This is a genomic window from Rhodoferax lithotrophicus (assembly GCF_019973615.1).
GTDB lineage: Bacteria > Pseudomonadota > Gammaproteobacteria > Burkholderiales > Burkholderiaceae_C > Rhodoferax > Rhodoferax lithotrophicus.
Genome location: NZ_AP024238.1, coordinates 303,318 through 319,354, shown reverse-complemented (window position 1 = coordinate 319,354; position 16,037 = coordinate 303,318). Strand labels below are relative to the sequence as shown.

Here is a 16,037-nt window from a genome sequence, read left to right as displayed (position 1 = left end):
CAGCGACACAGTACACCCCCCCGTGAGTCACCCGTGTTTGAAACGCCAGCTTTTCCATGTCCAGCCACACATGGCTATGTATGGACACGCAGCCAGCCACAACGCGAATCAGCGTCCCGCGTTTGAATGTTGCGTCATACGACTGGCCTGTGAACAAGCGGATCGCGGTGCTGCCTGATGGACTGACTACCTGCATACAAACCCCTCTTTTATACCCATCCAGAACCCTTCGGACGGTACAGAAATCGTAGAGAGGTGAGTGCTTTTGCAACAGCTACAGGCAGGTCTTATCTTGGGCAGAACAGACCGCGAATTTGCAATCTGTTCCGGTACATTTCAAGCAAATCTGCATCTGTTTTTTACCCGTCAGATCACGGAACATGCACCATGGACACGCCCAACCCGACACAACCGCTTTACCAACAACTGGCCTCGCACTACCGCAACGCCATTCACGCAGGTTCACTGATGCCGGGTGACCGTATGCCCTCGCTGAGAGGCCTGATGCGCCAGCATGATGTCAGCCTGTCCACCGCGATGCAGCTGAGCCGACATCTGGAGAGTGAAGGCTGGCTGGAAGCCCGACCCCGATCCGGTTACTTTGTGCGCCGCCCGCTGCGCAGTACGCTGGCCACGGTAACCGAACCTCGGATGAACCACACGCCCGATCCGGCGCAGTATGTCGGCATCCACGCACGCGTGTCCGATTTTGTTTCGCGCGGTCGATTGCACATGGTCAAAACCAACCTGGCGGTAGCCCGCTGCTCGCCGAAACTGTACCCAGGCGAAGCTCTGAAGCAAGCTGCCATGCGGGTTCTGCGCAAGAAGCCCGACATCCTGGTGTCAGCCACCTCCCCCAGAGGCAACGCCGAGCTTCGTACGGTGCTGGCCAAACGTTCGCTTGCACTCGGCCTGACCTTGTCGCCCGACTAGGTGCAAATCACCAACGGCTGCATCGAAGCCCTGAACCTTGCCCTGCGCGCTGTTGCCCAACCAGGCGACACCATTGCTGTGGAGTCCCCCACTTTTTATGGCTTGCTGCAGGTGCTGGAAAGCCTGGGCTTACGCGCCCTGGAGATACCCACCAGTCCACAAACCGGCATCTCCATCGACGCGCTGGAACTGGCCATTCAAACCTACGACAACATCAAGGCCGTGGTGGTGGTGCCCCACCTGCAGAACCCGCTGGGCAGCATCATGCCCGATGCCCATAAACAGCGCTTGGTACAGCTGTGCGAGACCAGCGCCATCACACTGATTGAAGACGACACCTACAGTGAGCTGGTCAGCGAAACCAAGCGCGGCGATGCCCCCCTGCGCGCCATGAAGTCCTGGGACACCACGGGCAACGTGATTTACTGCGCCTCGCTGCACAAAATCCTCGCCCCCGGGCTGCGTCTGGGCTGGATGACTGCTGGGCGCTGGCAGGCCCGGGTGGAAATGCTCAAATTCAGCCAGACGCGCAGCAACGAAGAGTTGTCGCAGCGGGCTGCCGCCGACTACATCGCCTCCCCCGCCTATGACCGCCATCTGCGCCGCCTGCGCAGCACCTTGCTGGTACAGCGTCAACAGACGGCAGAAGCCATTGCCAGCCACTTTCCAGCGGGCACCCGCCTGACCGTGCCCGACGGTGGTTTGTCCCTGTGGGTTGAATTGCCTCAACAACTCTCCAGTAAACAGGTGTTTGATGCCGCCTTGCAGGAGCAGATATTGGTCAGCCCTGGCCTGATGTTCTCCAACTCGTTGCGTTTTGACCCGTTCCTGCGCATCAGCTGCGGCTGGCCGGTGGACAAGGAAGTAGAGCACGCGCTGAGACGGCTGGGACAGATTGTGAGGAGTTTGCTGCCGTAGTTTGAATCAGCCCTCAGCCAAGTGTCTGCAACCACCACCCGTTGCGAGATGGTTGCAACCTAGAATGGACCCCGTATTTCCTGACCCGACCCGGGCCGCACATGCCAACAAGACCGTTTCAATTGCCTTGGCAACGAAGTGGTTTCCCGGTGCGGAACTTGACGAAATAAACACACATCGTCTGCTGTAACTGCCTGTCCATGCTGAAATTTGACCTGCTCCAAACCGACCCCGCCACCCCCGACACCGGCTACGCGGGCTCCCACGCCCGCCGTGGCACGCTCACCCTGAACCACGGCGTGGTGCAAACCCCGATCTTCATGCCGGTGGGTACCTACGGCACCGTCAAAGGGGTGACACCCGCCAGCCTGGACGACATGGGGGCACAAATCATTCTGGGCAACACCTTTCACCTGTGGATGCGTCCCGGCCAAGAGGTGATGAAAAGTTTTGGTGGCCTGCACGGCTTTGAGCGCTGGAACAAGCCGATCCTGACCGACTCCGGCGGCTTTCAGGTCTGGAGCCTGGGGGCGATGCGCAAGATCACCGAAGAAGGTGTGCACTTCTCCAGCCCGGTCAACGGCGACAAACTCTTCATGTCGCCCGAAGTGAGCATGCAAATCCAGACCACACTCAACAGCGACATCGTCATGCAGTTGGACGAATGCACGCCGTATTTGTCGGTCGAGCCTAAAACCAAAGGCCAGATCACCACCGAGCGCGAAGCCCGCACCAGCATGGAAATGAGCCTGCGCTGGGCCAAGCGCAGCCAGGCCGAGTTCGCCCGGCTGGAAAACCCCAACGCGCTGTTTGGTATTGTGCAAGGTGGCATGTTCGAGCACCTGCGCCAGGAGTCGCTGGAAGCCTTGGTCGAGATGAACTTCCCCGGCTACGCCGTCGGTGGTGTGAGTGTGGGCGAGCCCAAAGACGAGATGCTGCGCATCATGGCCCACAGCCCGCACCGCCTGCCCGCACACAAACCGCGCTACCTGATGGGAGTTGGCACGCCCGAAGACCTGGTGGAAGGTGTGGCGCAAGGTGTGGACATGTTTGACTGCGTCATGCCGACCCGCAACGCGCGCAACGGCACCCTGTTCACCCGCTTTGGCGACCTGAAAATGCGCAACGCCCGCCACAAAACCGACCACGGCCCACTCGATGCCACCTGCACCTGCTACACCTGCAAAGGTGTGACCCGACCCGACGGCACGGTCAGCGGCGGTTTCAGCCGCGCCTACCTGCACCACCTGGATCGCTGCGGCGAAATGCTCAGCCCGATGCTCTCATCCATCCACAACCTGCACTATTACCTGAACCTGATGACCGAGGTTCGGGCCGCGCTGGATGCGGGCACGTTTGGCGCGTTCCGCCAGCAGTTCAAAGCAGACCGGGCACGCGGGGTGTAAATTCGCGGGTCCAAACCCCGCCCATCCGGGCAACACTTCATGAGGATGTCCAGATGATCATCTCTGCCCCCACCCGATTTCACACCGCGCTGCTCGTCGCCAGTCTGTCGTTCACGTTAACCACCGGGTCAGAGGCTGCCTCCCTGGCCCCGGTGGCCGCCGAGAACGGCATGGTGGTCACGGCCCAGCATCTGGCCACCCAGGTGGGCGTGGATGTGCTCAAGCGCGGTGGCAATGCGGTGGATGCTGCCGTGGCCGTGGGCTACGCACTGGCAGTGGTCTACCCGGCAGCGGGCAACCTGGGTGGCGGCGGCTTCATGACCGTGCAGTTGGCCAACGGCCAGAAAACCTTTCTGGACTTTCGTGAAAAAGCCCCGCTGGCAGCCAGCGCCAACATGTACCTGGATAAAGACGGCAATGTGGTCAAGGGCCTGAGCACCCTGGGCCACCTGGCCGTCGGCGTGCCGGGCAGCGTGTCGGGCCTGGAATACGCCCGCGAAAAATACGGCAGCCTGGGGCGGGCCGCGCTGATCCAACCCGCTGTGACACTGGCACAACAAGGTTTTCGCCTGAACCAGGGTGACGTTGACATCTTGCACACCGCCACCGAGGCGTTCCGCAAAGACCCAGCCACTGCAGCCATCTTTTTGAACCGCGATCAGCCTTACCAGGTGGGCGACAAACTGGTGCAAAAAGACCTGGCCAAAACACTCAAAGCCATCAGCCAGCAGGGCATTGACGGGTTTTACAAAGGCTCGGTAGGTCAGGCCATCAGCCGCTCCAGCCTGGCCGGTGGCGGCCTCATCACCCCCGACGACCTGGCCCAGTACCACACCCGTGAGCTGGCCCCCATTGAATGTGATTACCGGGGTTACCACGTGGTCTCGGCACCGCCACCCAGTTCCGGTGGCGTGGTCATTTGCGAGATGCTCAACATTCTGGAAGGCTACCCACTCAAAGAGCTGGGCTTTCGCTCGGCCCAGGCAGTGCACTACCAGATTGAAGCCATGCGCCACGCTTACATCGACCGCAACAGCTACCTGGGTGACCCGGATTTTGTGAACAACCCGGTCAGTCGCCTGACCGACAAGGCTTACGCCGCACGCATCCGCGCTGCGATTGACCCCCACAAAGCGGGCGTTTCCAAAGACCTCAAGCCCGGTGTGGCTCCGCACGAGGGCACCAACACCACCCACTACTCGATTGCCGACCGCTGGGGCAACGCGGTGGCGGTCACTTACACCCTCAACGACTGGTTTGGTGCCAAGGTGACGGCGGCGGGCACCGGCGTGTTGCTCAACAACGAGATGGACGACTTCACCGTCAAAGCCGGCGTGCCCAACCTGTACGGCCTGGTACAGGGCGAGGCCAATGCCATTGCGCCGGGCAAGCGCCCGCTGTCGTCCATGAGCCCAACGATTGTGAGTAAAAACGGCCAACCGGTGATGGTGGTCGGTACGCCCGGTGGCAGCCGCATCATCACCGCCGTGCTGCTGACCTTGCTGAACGTGGTGGACTACGGCATGACGGTGCAGGAAGCCGTGGATGCGCCCCGCTTTCACCAGCAATGGCTGCCGGACCTGACCTCGGTGGAGAACTTTGCCCTGTCGCCCGACACCCGCACACTGCTGGAGGCCGCAGGCCACCAACTGGGCCCTGCCCAACCGGCCAACCACGTCACAGCGGTGTTGATCGGTGCCCCATCGCTGGACGGCAAACCGGTCGGTAAAAACCGCTTTTACGGGGCCAACGACCCGCGGCGCAACAGCGGGCTGGCGCTGGGGTATTGAGTGACTGTGTGGCACTTGTCTTGATACCTTGAAACACTACGCAATTCATAGCTGCTTGCGCTTTAACCTAAAGGGTTAGATGCCTATTTTCCTTGTAAACGTGTCGGCCACATGCGTACCAGCAGGGCGGCCACGCCGGAGAGTGCCGCCAGCACACACACCCCTTGCCAGCCAAAACGCGCCAGTACCAAGCTGCCCAGGTAAGCACCGCTGGACATGCCGGTGAACATACCGACAAACAGCACCGCATTGAGTCGGCTGCGGGCCTGCGAGTCAAGGCTATAGATGATGGCCTGGTGCGCCACCAAGGTGGCTTGGGTACCCAGGTCAAACACCACGGCCCCGACCACCAGCAACCAAAGTTGGTCCGGGCCACAGGCCATGGCCACAAAAGCCATCGTCAGCAACACCGCACCCAAACGGGTCACCTGCTCCGGCCCTTTGCGGTCTGCCATGCGCCCGGCCAGCGGTGCGGCCAGCGCGCCAGCTGCCCCCGCCAAACCAAACGCACCTATCGCGCTGCTGCCCATATGAAACGGTGCGGCGTGCAACATCACCGCCAGGGTGGACCAGAAGGCGCTGAAACCCACACTCATCAAACCCTGCGCCAGCGCCGCACGGCGCAAGGCACTGTAGCGCCGCAACAGTGTCCACAACGAGCCCAGCAATGCGCCATAAGACAGCTGTGTGCTCGGCACAAAACGCGGCAAGCGAAACCACACCGCCACATTCAGCAGCGCGATGCTGATCGCCGCCGCCACAAACATGCTGCGCCAACCAAACTGTTCGGCGACAAAACCACTGACCACGCGGGACAACAAAATGCCCAGCAACAAACCGGTCATCACCATGCCCACCATCTTGCCGCGGTGGGCCGACTGCGCCAGCGCTGCGGTGGCGGGCACGATGTCCTGTGCCAAAGTGGCTGACAGGCCAATGGCCAGACTGGCCAGCATCAGCACCGCCAGCGTTGGCGCACTTGCCGCAGCCAGCAAAGCCAGAGTCAGCGCAGCCCCTTTGCACAAAATGATGCGCCGCCGGTCATACCGGTCGCCCAGCGGTGCCAGCAACCAGATGCCCAGCGCGTAACCCAGCTGGGTCAGTGTCGGCACCAGCCCAATATCGCCAGGGGTGGCCTGAAATTGGGTGCCCAGGATGCCCAGCATGGGCTGGCTGTAATACAGCGTGGCGGCGGCCAGGCCAGCCCCTGTGGCCAACAGCAACATCAACCCGGCAGAGAGACCCGCAGCAGATGGGTCATGCGTGATAGCGGTGGAAGACATGGCGAAAACCTCTTTATGTGAACGAGTTCCCAGTGTCTTTGAAGTAAACCCGTGGTGGAAGCCCCGCGCTGAGCACAATTGTTATACGCTTGGCGTATGAAAACCGCCCCAGACCGCATTGAGCTCATGCAAACCTTTGTCCGTATCGTGGAAGCTGGCAGCCTGTCTGCAGCGGCCACGCAGATGGCCATGACCCAGCCCACGGTGAGTCGGCGTTTGCAGGCGCTGGAACACTCACTCGGCTTGCGCCTGCTCAAACGCTCCACCCACGCCATGAAGTTGACCGAGGAAGGTGAGCGTTGTTTTGCCCGCGCCAAAGAGCTGCTGGGCAATTGGCAAGCGTTTGAGGCCGACCTGCGCGGCAGCACCGATGTGCCCGAGGGCAGCCTGCGTGTGGTGGTGCCCCACGCCATTGGCCAGCAGCAACTGGTCGGGCCGCTGGCCGAGTACCTGCGTCGCTACCCTCGCGTATCGGTGGAATGGCTGCTGTATGACCAGACACCGACCTTCATCACCGGCGGGATTGACTGCGCCATCCACATCGGGCGGGTGGATGACCCCTCGGTAGTGGCCGTCAAAATTGCCGAGGTGCCACGGATTGTGGTGGCTGCGCCGTCGGTGCTGGCCGATGGCAAACTTCCTGAACATGCCTCGGAATTGGCTGCTTTACCCTGGTTGGCCTTGCAAACCTTTTACCGCCACGAGGTCGCGCTGATCCACGCGCAGGGCGAGCGCTGCAGCTTTGCCATCCGCCCCCGCATGAGCACCGACAACCTGTATGCCCTGCGCACCGCCGCCTTGCAGGGGCTGGGCGTATGTATTGCCTCGGCCTGGGCAGTGCAAGAGGATGTGGCCCAAGGCACGCTGCGCCACCTCACACCGCAGTGGCATGCAGCACCCCTGCCGGTGTACCTGCTCTACCCCTATGCCCAGTTTTACCCGGCCAAACTGCGCCGTTTGATCGAGGTGCTGCGGGCCTCACTGCCAGCGGCGCTGCAAGAAGTCCAGTCGCCCTGACCCATGGATGACCCAGTCTGTTCCCAGCGCGTCGCCCAACCGCTGCAAGAGCTGTTTGCCTTGTGTTGAGAGAGAACTTTATCCTTGTAAATCAGGGAATGAAACTCCATAATTACAAGGATGTTTACACGCAACCTTCTACCGCAGCTGGCTGAAGAACTCCAGCACTCATCCGCTGTAGCTCTGCTCGGGCCACGGCAATCCGGTAAAACCACGCTGGCACTGGAAGCCGCCAAGGCCATCCCCAGCATCTACCTTGACCTCGAATCCGAACGTGACCGGGCCAAGCTGGCGCAGCCCGAGTTGTACCTGGCCGACCACCTGGACAAACTGGTCATCCTGGACGAAGTGCACCGCACACCCGCGTTGTTTCCGGTGCTGCGGGGCCTGATCGACCAGGCCCGACGCAATGGTCGGCGTGTGGGCAACTACCTGTTGCTGGGTTCTGCCGCGCTGGACATGCTCCAGCAATCCGGCGAAACCCTGGCCGGGCGCATTGCTTACCTGGAGCTCGGACCCCTCAACCTGCTGGAAACCGGCCCGACACAACGGGATACCTTGTGGCTGCGCGGCGGCTTCCCCGAGAGCCTGACCGCACCCAGCGATACACGCAGCCTGCGCTGGTGGCAGAACTTCATCCGCAGCTACCTGGAGCGCGATATCCCGCAGTTTGGCCCGCGCATCGCAGCCGACACCCTGCGCCGTTTCTGGACCATGTTGGCACATCACCAAAGCGGCATGCTCAATGTGACCCAATTGGCGCGCAACATCGGTGTCGATGTGAAAACCGCACAAAGCTATGTTGATCTGCTGTGCGACCTGCTGCTGGTGCGCCGCCTGCCACCGTGGCACGCCAACATCGGCAAACGTCTGGTGAAGACTCCCAAGGTTTATGTACGCGACAGCGGGTTGCTACACGCCCTGCTGGACATCGAGACCAAAGAAACCCTGCTGTCCCACATGGTGCTGGGAGCCAGCTGGGAAGGCTTCTGCATTGAAAACCTGCTGCAATGCGCCCCCGCCAACGTGCAAGGCTATTTTTACCGCACCAGTGGCGGCGCCGAGATCGATCTGCTGCTGGTCTGGCCAGGTGGTGACATCTGGGCCATTGAGATCAAGCGCAGCCTGACTCCAAAGGTCGAACGCGGTTTTCATGCCGCCTGCGACGACTTGTTGCCGGTGAGAAAACTTGTGGTCTACCCCGGCCAGGAAACCTTCCCGCTGGGACACGACATCATCGCCACACCACTTTTTGACCTGTGCCGAGAACTGGCAGAACAGCCGAATCCCCCACAATAAGCCATATGACTCAAGAACTGTTCGCCAACACCTGGCTCGCCAAAAACGCCCTGCTGATGAGCCCGGCTGCAATGATATCTACTACAACTTTAATAGCTTCTTGCACATATCCTATCAAGGCTTCAAGCCAATTTAGTCCATAAACCCAAGCCATGAAACCACCCCCCACTGAATCCAACAGTTTGCTGCACACGCTGGCCCGCCTACCCTTTCGCCTGCTGAAAAGCCTGTTCGGCTGGCTGCTGGCGCTGGTCATCCTGTTTGAGGAATGGGGCTGGGAGCCATTACAACGGGCGCTGGCCTGGGTCGGCCAGTTGCCGGGGCTACGCTGGCTGGAAAGCCGCATTCAGGCCTTGCCGCCCTACGGCGCGCTGGCGATATTCCTGTTGCCCACGCTGATGCTGTTGCCGGTCAAGCTGCTGGCGCTGTGGCTGATCGGGCAGGGCAAGCTGCTCGGCGGCACGCTGGTCATTCTGACGGCCAAAGTGGTGGGCACGGCCATCGTGGCCCGCTTGTTCCGCCTGACGCATGAAACCCTGATGCAGCTGGCCTGGTTTGCGCGGCTCTACACCCGCTGGGTGACCTGGAAAGAAGCCTTGCTGACGCAGGTGCGGGCCTCTTGGCCCTGGCGATTTAGCCGTGCCATGAAGCACCGCACTCAGCAACGCTGGGCCCGCTTGCGCGCCAAGCTCAAGCAGCCTGACTAGCGCTCACAACCATAGATAGCTATAACTTCAATAGCTACTTGCGCAATCTAGACAAGCGCTACAGCCTAAAATTGCCTTATTCATCCACTGCACACCCCCCTAAACCATGCCCAAGCAAACCAAACTCTCCCCTGACGGCAGCTCTGCTGTGGCGAACGCACCTGCTGCAGGTGCCAGTGTGGCGCTGTCGGCGCTCAAGTTCAGCAGCGGTCAGGTGTCACCGGCGCAAAAGCGTTTCAACCAACTGTTGAAACAAACTGAAACGCTGGCCAGCAAGATTGAAGCGGTACGCGCCCTGGCTGACAGCAACCGCCCGCTTTTCAACCAGATCCTGACCCCGCTGGAGCAACAGCGCACCGTGTTGATGCGCGACATGGCGCTATGGCTGGGCGAGCGGCTCAAGCGCAAGGGTTTAACCGCCAGGCAGCAGGACAGCGCCCGTGAGATTCTGTGCGACATCGCCGCCAGCCTGGCCATGGCTGGTGATGCCGCCATGCAGGAGCTGCACGACGCGCACAGCGATGAGTCCCTGGAAGAACAGGAAAAAGCCGAGGCCGCGCACATGAAAATGTTCATGGAGGGCATGCTGGGCGAAGAAATTGGCGACGACGAAGCCGCGTTTGACACGCTGGACGAACTGATGCGCGCCAGCATGGCCAAAATGCAGGCCCAGGCCAGCGCCGAGCAAGAAGCCCACGCACAGCGCCAGAGCAAACGCAAGAAAAACCCCGCCCAGCTCAAGGCCGAGGCCGAAGCCCAGGATGCCAACGGCGCGCTGCGCACCCTCTACCGCCAGCTGGCCAGCGCCCTGCACCCGGATCGTGAAACCGATCCACACGAACAATTGCGCAAAACCGCCTTGATGAAAGAGGCCAACGCCGCCTACGAGCGCCGCGACTTGCTGGCCTTGCTGCATCTGCAAATGCAGGCCGACCTGGTGGATGGCGAGCAGGTGGCCAACCTGGCCAAGGAAAAGCTGGCCGCCCTGACCGCCTTGCTCAAGGAGCGGGTGAATGTGCTGAGGCACGAGCTGTTTCAGATTGAGCAGCAAACCAAGGATGAGTTCGACCTGCCCCTCTACGCACCCCTAAGCGCCGCCAGCATCAAACGCCACCTGGTGGAAAGTGAGCGCGACCTGCGCGAAGACATCGCCATGATGCAGCACGACTTGCAGCAGGTGCAGGACGACAAAAACCTTAAACGCTGGCTGCGTCAACAACAGCAGGGCAGCATACGCAAGCAAGTGATTTTTGAAATGGGCGACATGGATGACAGGGACAACAGCGACTACTTCTGAGGCCTCGGCGCAAGGCAGCATCTGTCACCATAAAACTATATTTTTTATAGCGTTTTGCGCTTTACTAACCTGCCCTACAGGCTATTTTGATGTAAAAACCGTCAGTACCCCGGTGTAGCCGTAAATGTGGTCGCGGGCAATCTCTCCGTTGGCGAAAAACCCAATCAGGGGCACATCCCCCAAGGCCCGGCGGATGATTTGCAACTCGGCACTGTCGCCGCCAAAATGCGCCCCGCCACGGCCCGAGCAACTCACATAAATCGCCCCGGCAATACCACGCGCTTCATGCGGTGCAGCCTCTGCCTCGGATGCGGCCAAGGCGGTGGCGGTTTCTAGCGCCTGCTCTTGCGGCTCCAGCTCTTCGCGGATTTCAGCGCACACCCGCATCAGATCCGCCCGGGCAGCTTGCACATTACGCTGGCAAAACGCCAGCTCCATACCCTCGGTGACTTCATCAGCCAGCACCACACCGGAGCGCGCCGGGTCCAGGCCAATGATGTGGCGCACCAGCACATCGGGGCCAAAGTTGCCGGTGCGCATCACGGTTTGTGTGCTCTCAACCCCCGCAGAGGGTTCGGTCAAACCTGCCAGCGTGGCCCGAATGGCGGTCAAGGCCTTATGTGGATCGCTGAGCGACACCTGCAGCTCACGCAGCAACACCTCCAGCGCAGGCTCGCCATCCAGTGTCAGCACCACGTTGCGATCAGCGCCGGTGACCAGATGCGCACCGTGAATGGGCAAGCAACCCTGCGTGACGCGTGACACCAGCGCCACCCCGGCCCCAAAAGCCACACCACTCAAACCGCCGCTGAACACCCCGCTGGCTTTACCCTGCCCCTTGACGTTGCCATCTGCCGCCACGGCAAATTGCACCACCTTGCCACGGCTGGCGGCCAGGCCACCAAACACGTAACCGGATTCGGTGCGCTCGGCCAGCTCCTTGATCAGGTCGGCCACATCCGGCGTGTGGCCATCGGCGTGTACCAGCGCGGTATAGGCCTCAAAGCTCAACCCCAGCGGAGCCACGCCGGAGAACACCCGGTACTGGTCACTGGGCAATTCCAGCAACATCACCGCCAGGGCAGGCTCGTCAAAATACTCCACATTGTTGGACGCAATACCCACACCCACGGTGCCTGCCCAGTCGGTGATCTCGGGCAGCTCACCACTCAGATGCTCCAGAATCTCCTGCGCCTGGGCGGCGTAATGGTCGGTGATGTAGAGCAACGCCAGGGTGGGGTTGCTGGCATAACCGTGCAGCGCAATTTGCGCACGCAGTTGCGCCAGCACCAGGTTGGCGGCCATGCCCCACTGCGGGTGCGTGGCGTGCGCGTAGGGAAACAGTTTCATGCGATACCTGGCAAAAGCTAACGGCTACGCGCAGCCGCCTTGACGGCTACTTTCTTGACGGCTTTTTTGGCAACCACTTTTTTGGCAGGGGCACTGGCCACCTCTGTTTTCACGGCCTTGGCGGTTTCTTTGGCTGCGGCTTTCACCAGGTTTTTTCCCAAATCCAGGGTGGTGGCTTTGCTGGCTTCTTTCATGGCACCCGCCGCAATGTGCTGGAACTGCTGTGTCAACGCTGTCCACAGCTGCATGGGTTCAATCAAACCTGCCGCAGCGGCCGCGGCAGCAGGCTTGACGGCATCACTGATGGATTGGGCAACTTCTTCGGTTCTTCCAGCCACATCCGCCACCGTATGAACCGTGGTAGCGGCTTTTTCGGCCACTTTTTGAACACTCGAAGCCACCGTATCCACCGCCTTGAGTTTGAAAGCATTGGCCAGGTCACCCATGCTGAAATTCATGCCCTTGAGCGTAGCCAGCGTCATTTTCTGCACTTCAAGCGCCTGGATGGTGGCACCCAGGGCTTTGGAGTTTTGATCCAGCCAGAAATGCACGGCTTTGAGCTCGGCAATACGTTTTTCCAGCTCTTCTTCATTCAGCGTGGGGGCAATCCAGTTGGCCATGTTGGGCATTTGTGGCACAGATTGCGCGGCACCTTTGGCCAGGTTTTGCAAAAAGTCAAAGCCGGGTACAAATTGGGCAAAACCGGCATTTTGTGAGTCGCTCATCGAAGTCTCCTTGAGGTTGCTGAGGGTGGCTACAGCTTACCCCAATGCGCATGACCGTGAAGGACTGATTTTTCTGATTACCCCCTGCACAGCAGGCCTGAATGATGCCCACCGCGCAGGGGCTGGGTTTACTGATCGTCCGGGTCAGTACCCTGCGCCTCAAACCACAAGGCGTTGACCACCGCCAGCAACACCGCCATGGTGATGCCCAAAGTCCAGGTGAAGTACCACATGTTCATGTCCTTTATTCAGTTGTTCAGTAAAGCGCTTTGCCATGGGCCTGCACTTGCGCCAGCGTGACCTTGCCGCGCATCACGCGGTAAGCCCAGCTGGTATAGGCCAGCACAATCGGGGTCATGACCAGGGCCACCCAGAACATGATGTTGAGCGTGCGCTGACTCGACACACAGTCCCACACCGTTAGGCTGTGACCGGGGTTGGAGCTTGAAGGCAGCACAAACGGGAAGATCGCAGCCCCCGCCGTCAGAATCACCCCGGCACAGGCAAGACCACTGCCGATGAAGGCCAGACCAGGCTTGCGTTGGCGTGCCGCCAGCAGCCCCAGCACGATCCCCGCATAGGCCAGCGCTGGCAGCGCCCAGGTCCAGGGATGGGCGTGGTAGTTGTTCATCCAGGCCCCGGCTTGCATCACCACGGTTTTACCCACCGGAGACACGGCAGCACCCGGCACCACGCTGGAGGTGATCTGGTAGCCCTGCATGCCTGCTGCCAGTACGCCACCCAGCGAAAACACCAGCACCAAGACCAGGCCGAACATCAACGCCGCAGTACGGGCACGCTCGGCCAAAACACCCTCGGTACGCAACTGCAAGTAGTTGGCCCCATGAAACAGCAGCAGCGACAAACTGGCCACGCCACACAGCAGCGCAAACGGCGTGAACAGCGCCCAGAAGCTGCCGGTGTAGACCGGCATCATGCTGTCTTCAAAGTGAAACGGCACGCCGGTGATGACGTTGCCAATGGCCACGCCAAACACCAGTGCGGGCACGGCCCCACCCACAAACAGGCCCCAGTCCCACGCCGTGCGCCAACGCGCATCCGCCATCTTGCTGCGGTATTCAAAGCCAACCGGTCTGAAGAACAAGGCCCACAGCACCGCCATCAGCGCAAAGTAAAAACCCGAAAACGCCGTGGCATAGACCAGCGGCCAGGCGGCAAAGATGGCCCCACCGGCGGTGATGAACCAGACCTGGTTGCCCTCCCAGTGCGGCCCCACGGTGTTGAGCAAAACGCGGCGCTCGTCATCGGTCTTGCCGACAAAGGGCAGCAGCGCGCCCACACCCATGTCGTGCCCGTCCATGACGGCAAAGCCAATGAGCAGCACACACACCAGCAGCCACCAGACCAGTTTCAGGATCGTGTAGTCCAACATGTCAGATCTCCTTTTTGGATGGGATGGCGGCGTACACCGTGGCCGCTGATGCGCCACTGGCAGGCGGGCGTTGTTCCAGCGCATAGTGGCCGGTGCCCAGGCTCGATGGCCCCAGGCGGGCGTACTTGAACATCAGGTACAGCTCGGCCACCAGCAGCAGGGTGTAGAAGCCCACAAAACCGGCCAGCGAGGCCATCACCGCCCCCGCGCTGATGGCCGAGGTGGACAAATGGGTGGGCAGCATGCCCTGCACCGTCCAGGGCTGGCGGCCATACTCGGCCACAAACCAGCCCACTTCACAAGCAACCCAGGGCAGCGGCATGCTCCACAGCGCCCACTTGAGCAGCCAGGGGCGCGACTCAATGCGATTGCGCACCGACGACCAGAAGGCCACCGCCATCAGCGCCAGCATGACAACAGCCATCAGCACCATGATGCGGAAGGTCCAGAACAAAGGGGCTACACGTGGAATCGCGTCATCCACCGCGCGGGCTTTCATCTCGGGCGTAGCTTGTGCCACATCATCGATGTATTTCTTGAGCAGCAGGCCGTGGCCCAGGTCGGCTTTGACTGCCTTGAAGCTCGCCAACTTGTCGGCATTTTTCGGGTCAAGGCGCAAGACTTCCAGCGCCTTGACCGCCAGAATGCCGCGCTCGATGCGGGCTGCGGTGGTTTTTTCAAGCTCGTCGATGCCGGGGATGGTCTTGTCCACCGTGCGCGTGCCAATCAGGCCCAGCACGTAGGGAATGCGGATTTCGGCCGCCGTGGTGCGGGTGGCCTCATCGGGAATACCAAACAGCGTCAAGCCCGCGGGGGCGGGTTCGGTCTTCCACATGGCTTCCATCGCGGCCATCTTGGCTTGTTGTGACTCTGCGGCACTGTAGCCGGACTCGTCCCCCAGCACGATCACCGACAGGGCTGAGGCCAGGCCAAACGCAGCGGCAATGCGAAACGAGCGCAGGGCAAAGCCCCGGTCACGCTTTTTGAGCAGATACCAGCTGCTGATGCCCAGCACAAAGATCGACGCGGTCACATAACCCGCGCTGACGGTGTGCACAAACTTGGCTTGCGCCACCGGGTTGAACACCACGTCGTAAAAGTCGGTGAGTTCCATGCGCATGGTGACCGGGTTGAAGTCCGAGCCCACCGGGTTTTGCATCCAGGCGTTGGCAATCAGAATCAGCACCGCCGAAAGGTTGGAGCCAATCGCCACCATGAAGGTCACGGTCAAGTGCCCGACCTTGCTCAGGCGCTCCCAGCCAAAGAAAAACAGCCCCACAAAGGTGGACTCCAGAAAGAAGGCCAACAGCCCTTCAATCGCCAGCGGTGCGCCAAAAATGTCGCCCACGTAATGCGAGTAGTAAGCCCAGTTGGTGCCGAACTGGAACTCCATCGTCAGGCCAGTGGTGACACCCAACGCGAAGTTGATGCCAAACAACTTGCCCCAAAACTTGGTCATGTCCCGGTAAATGGTTTTGCCGGTCAAGACATACACGCTCTCCATGATGGCCAGCAAGAAGGAGAGCCCCAGCGTCAGCGGGACAAATAAAAAGTGATAAAGGGCGGTGACCGCGAACTGTAGTCGCGACAAATCCACCACGGATTCAGACATCATGGTTGGTCCTTGGAAAGAGGTTCATGGGTGGGGGCACGGGACGATGCGATGCGCTCTGCCACACCTTGTGCCGCCTCAGATGCAGGCAAACGGTGCGGAAAGAACGCCGCTTTCAGCGAAAACAGCACCACCAGCTTCAAGGCAATGGCCCAGATCAGCTCGCGGCGCAGGCGCTGCTGCCAGCGCTTAGGGATGTGTTCAGGCGCATCGGTAGGTGAAGTCATCAGCGTGACCCTCATGAATAAAAACAGGAATGGGCAGAAGCACACGCCCAGGCCATGATCGACCTGGACAAACGGCTTCA

13 protein-coding genes and 1 pseudogene are annotated in these 16,037 nt (G+C 60.7%); 7 read left to right on the top strand and 7 right to left on the bottom strand.

Going from position 1 to position 16,037, the window contains the following annotated elements; all coding sequences use genetic code 11:
• Window positions 1-350: 350 nt before the first annotated feature.
• The 3 genes and pseudogenes from LDN84_RS01440 (at window position 351) to ggt (ending at window position 5,047) form a co-directional block, all read left to right on the top strand.
• A pseudogene (locus LDN84_RS01440) lies at window positions 351-1,851 on the top strand (aminotransferase-like domain-containing protein).
• Window positions 1,852-2,051: 200 nt separating this feature from the next.
• Window positions 2,052-3,257: a tRNA guanosine(34) transglycosylase Tgt gene (tgt, locus tag LDN84_RS01435; protein ID WP_223907095.1), complete on the top strand. Its 1,206-nt coding sequence runs from the start codon at window positions 2,052-2,054 to the stop codon at window positions 3,255-3,257.
• A 170-nt stretch (window positions 3,258-3,427) separates the two neighbouring features.
• The gene (gene ggt, locus LDN84_RS01430) at window positions 3,428-5,047 is read left to right on the top strand and encodes a gamma-glutamyltransferase (protein WP_223913284.1); all 1,620 of its coding nucleotides are present in this window, start codon (window positions 3,428-3,430) and stop codon (window positions 5,045-5,047) included.
• An 83-nt stretch (window positions 5,048-5,130) separates the two neighbouring features.
• On the opposite strand, the gene LDN84_RS01425 is transcribed toward ggt, so the two are convergent.
• Entirely contained in the window at window positions 5,131-6,330 is a 1,200-nt protein-coding gene (locus LDN84_RS01425; protein WP_223907092.1) for an MFS transporter, read from the bottom strand.
• Window positions 6,331-6,426: 96 nt separating this feature from the next.
• Here LDN84_RS01425 and LDN84_RS01420 point away from each other — a divergent pair, with 96 nt between their 5' ends.
• The 4 genes from LDN84_RS01420 to LDN84_RS01405 all read left to right on the top strand — a co-directional run bounded on the left by LDN84_RS01420 (window position 6,427) and on the right by LDN84_RS01405 (window position 10,650).
• Window positions 6,427-7,347 (top strand): LysR family transcriptional regulator, encoded by a 921-nt coding sequence (locus tag LDN84_RS01420; protein WP_223907089.1) that lies wholly within the window; start codon window positions 6,427-6,429, stop codon window positions 7,345-7,347.
• Between the two features lie 120 nt (window positions 7,348-7,467).
• Window positions 7,468-8,646, top strand: coding sequence for an ATP-binding protein (locus LDN84_RS01415; protein WP_223907085.1), 1,179 nt, complete (start codon window positions 7,468-7,470; stop codon window positions 8,644-8,646).
• Between the two features lie 152 nt (window positions 8,647-8,798).
• Window positions 8,799-9,353: a hypothetical protein gene (locus LDN84_RS01410; RefSeq protein WP_223907082.1), complete on the top strand. Its 555-nt coding sequence runs from the start codon at window positions 8,799-8,801 to the stop codon at window positions 9,351-9,353.
• Between the two features lie 106 nt (window positions 9,354-9,459).
• Complete coding sequence (locus tag LDN84_RS01405; protein WP_223907079.1) at window positions 9,460-10,650, top strand: hypothetical protein; 1,191 nt, start codon at window positions 9,460-9,462, stop codon at window positions 10,648-10,650.
• Window positions 10,651-10,731: 81 nt separating this feature from the next.
• On the opposite strand, the gene LDN84_RS01400 is transcribed toward LDN84_RS01405, so the two are convergent.
• The 6 genes from LDN84_RS01400 to cydP all read right to left on the bottom strand — a co-directional run bounded on the left by LDN84_RS01400 (window position 10,732) and on the right by cydP (window position 15,957).
• The gene (locus LDN84_RS01400) at window positions 10,732-12,000 is read right to left on the bottom strand and encodes an FIST signal transduction protein (RefSeq protein ID WP_223907076.1); all 1,269 of its coding nucleotides are present in this window, start codon (window positions 11,998-12,000) and stop codon (window positions 10,732-10,734) included.
• Between the two features lie 17 nt (window positions 12,001-12,017).
• The gene (locus LDN84_RS01395) at window positions 12,018-12,725 is read right to left on the bottom strand and encodes a PhaM family polyhydroxyalkanoate granule multifunctional regulatory protein (protein WP_223907073.1); all 708 of its coding nucleotides are present in this window, start codon (window positions 12,723-12,725) and stop codon (window positions 12,018-12,020) included.
• A 128-nt stretch (window positions 12,726-12,853) separates the two neighbouring features.
• Window positions 12,854-12,958: a cytochrome bd-I oxidase subunit CydX gene (gene cydX, locus LDN84_RS01390; protein WP_223907070.1), complete on the bottom strand. Its 105-nt coding sequence runs from the start codon at window positions 12,956-12,958 to the stop codon at window positions 12,854-12,856.
• A 23-nt stretch (window positions 12,959-12,981) separates the two neighbouring features.
• Window positions 12,982-14,118, bottom strand: coding sequence for a cytochrome d ubiquinol oxidase subunit II (gene cydB / locus LDN84_RS01385; protein ID WP_223907067.1), 1,137 nt, complete (start codon window positions 14,116-14,118; stop codon window positions 12,982-12,984).
• Between the two features lies 1 nt (window position 14,119).
• Window positions 14,120-15,733 carry a cytochrome ubiquinol oxidase subunit I gene (locus LDN84_RS01380; protein WP_223907064.1) on the bottom strand — a complete coding sequence of 538 codons (1,614 nt, stop codon included), beginning with the start codon at window positions 15,731-15,733 and terminating at the stop codon, window positions 14,120-14,122.
• Window positions 15,730-15,957, bottom strand: a complete 228-nt coding sequence (gene cydP / locus LDN84_RS01375) for a cytochrome oxidase putative small subunit CydP (RefSeq protein WP_223907061.1) — start codon at window positions 15,955-15,957, stop codon at window positions 15,730-15,732. The genes LDN84_RS01380 and cydP overlap by 4 nt, the downstream gene beginning before the upstream one ends.
• Window positions 15,958-16,037 lie beyond the last annotated feature (80 nt).

Coding starts and splice junctions, on each gene's coding strand:
- LDN84_RS01420 (WP_223907089.1), top strand. CDS start 6,427: ATGAAAACCGCCCCAGACCGCATTGAGCTCATGCAAACCTTTGTCCGT.
- LDN84_RS01425 (WP_223907092.1), bottom strand. CDS start 6,330: ATGTCTTCCACCGCTATCACGCATGACCCATCTGCTGCGGGTCTCTCT.
- LDN84_RS01400 (WP_223907076.1), bottom strand. CDS start 12,000: ATGAAACTGTTTCCCTACGCGCACGCCACGCACCCGCAGTGGGGCATG.
- cydX (WP_223907070.1), bottom strand. CDS start 12,958: ATGTGGTACTTCACCTGGACTTTGGGCATCACCATGGCGGTGTTGCTG.
- cydP (WP_223907061.1), bottom strand. CDS start 15,957: ATGACTTCACCTACCGATGCGCCTGAACACATCCCTAAGCGCTGGCAG.
- LDN84_RS01405 (WP_223907079.1), top strand. CDS start 9,460: ATGCCCAAGCAAACCAAACTCTCCCCTGACGGCAGCTCTGCTGTGGCG.
- LDN84_RS01380 (WP_223907064.1), bottom strand. CDS start 15,733: ATGATGTCTGAATCCGTGGTGGATTTGTCGCGACTACAGTTCGCGGTC.
- cydB (WP_223907067.1), bottom strand. CDS start 14,118: ATGTTGGACTACACGATCCTGAAACTGGTCTGGTGGCTGCTGGTGTGT.
- ggt (WP_223913284.1), top strand. CDS start 3,428: ATGGTGGTCACGGCCCAGCATCTGGCCACCCAGGTGGGCGTGGATGTG.
- LDN84_RS01410 (WP_223907082.1), top strand. CDS start 8,799: ATGAAACCACCCCCCACTGAATCCAACAGTTTGCTGCACACGCTGGCC.
- LDN84_RS01395 (WP_223907073.1), bottom strand. CDS start 12,725: ATGAGCGACTCACAAAATGCCGGTTTTGCCCAATTTGTACCCGGCTTT.
- LDN84_RS01415 (WP_223907085.1), top strand. CDS start 7,468: ATGTTTACACGCAACCTTCTACCGCAGCTGGCTGAAGAACTCCAGCAC.
- tgt (WP_223907095.1), top strand. CDS start 2,052: ATGCTGAAATTTGACCTGCTCCAAACCGACCCCGCCACCCCCGACACC.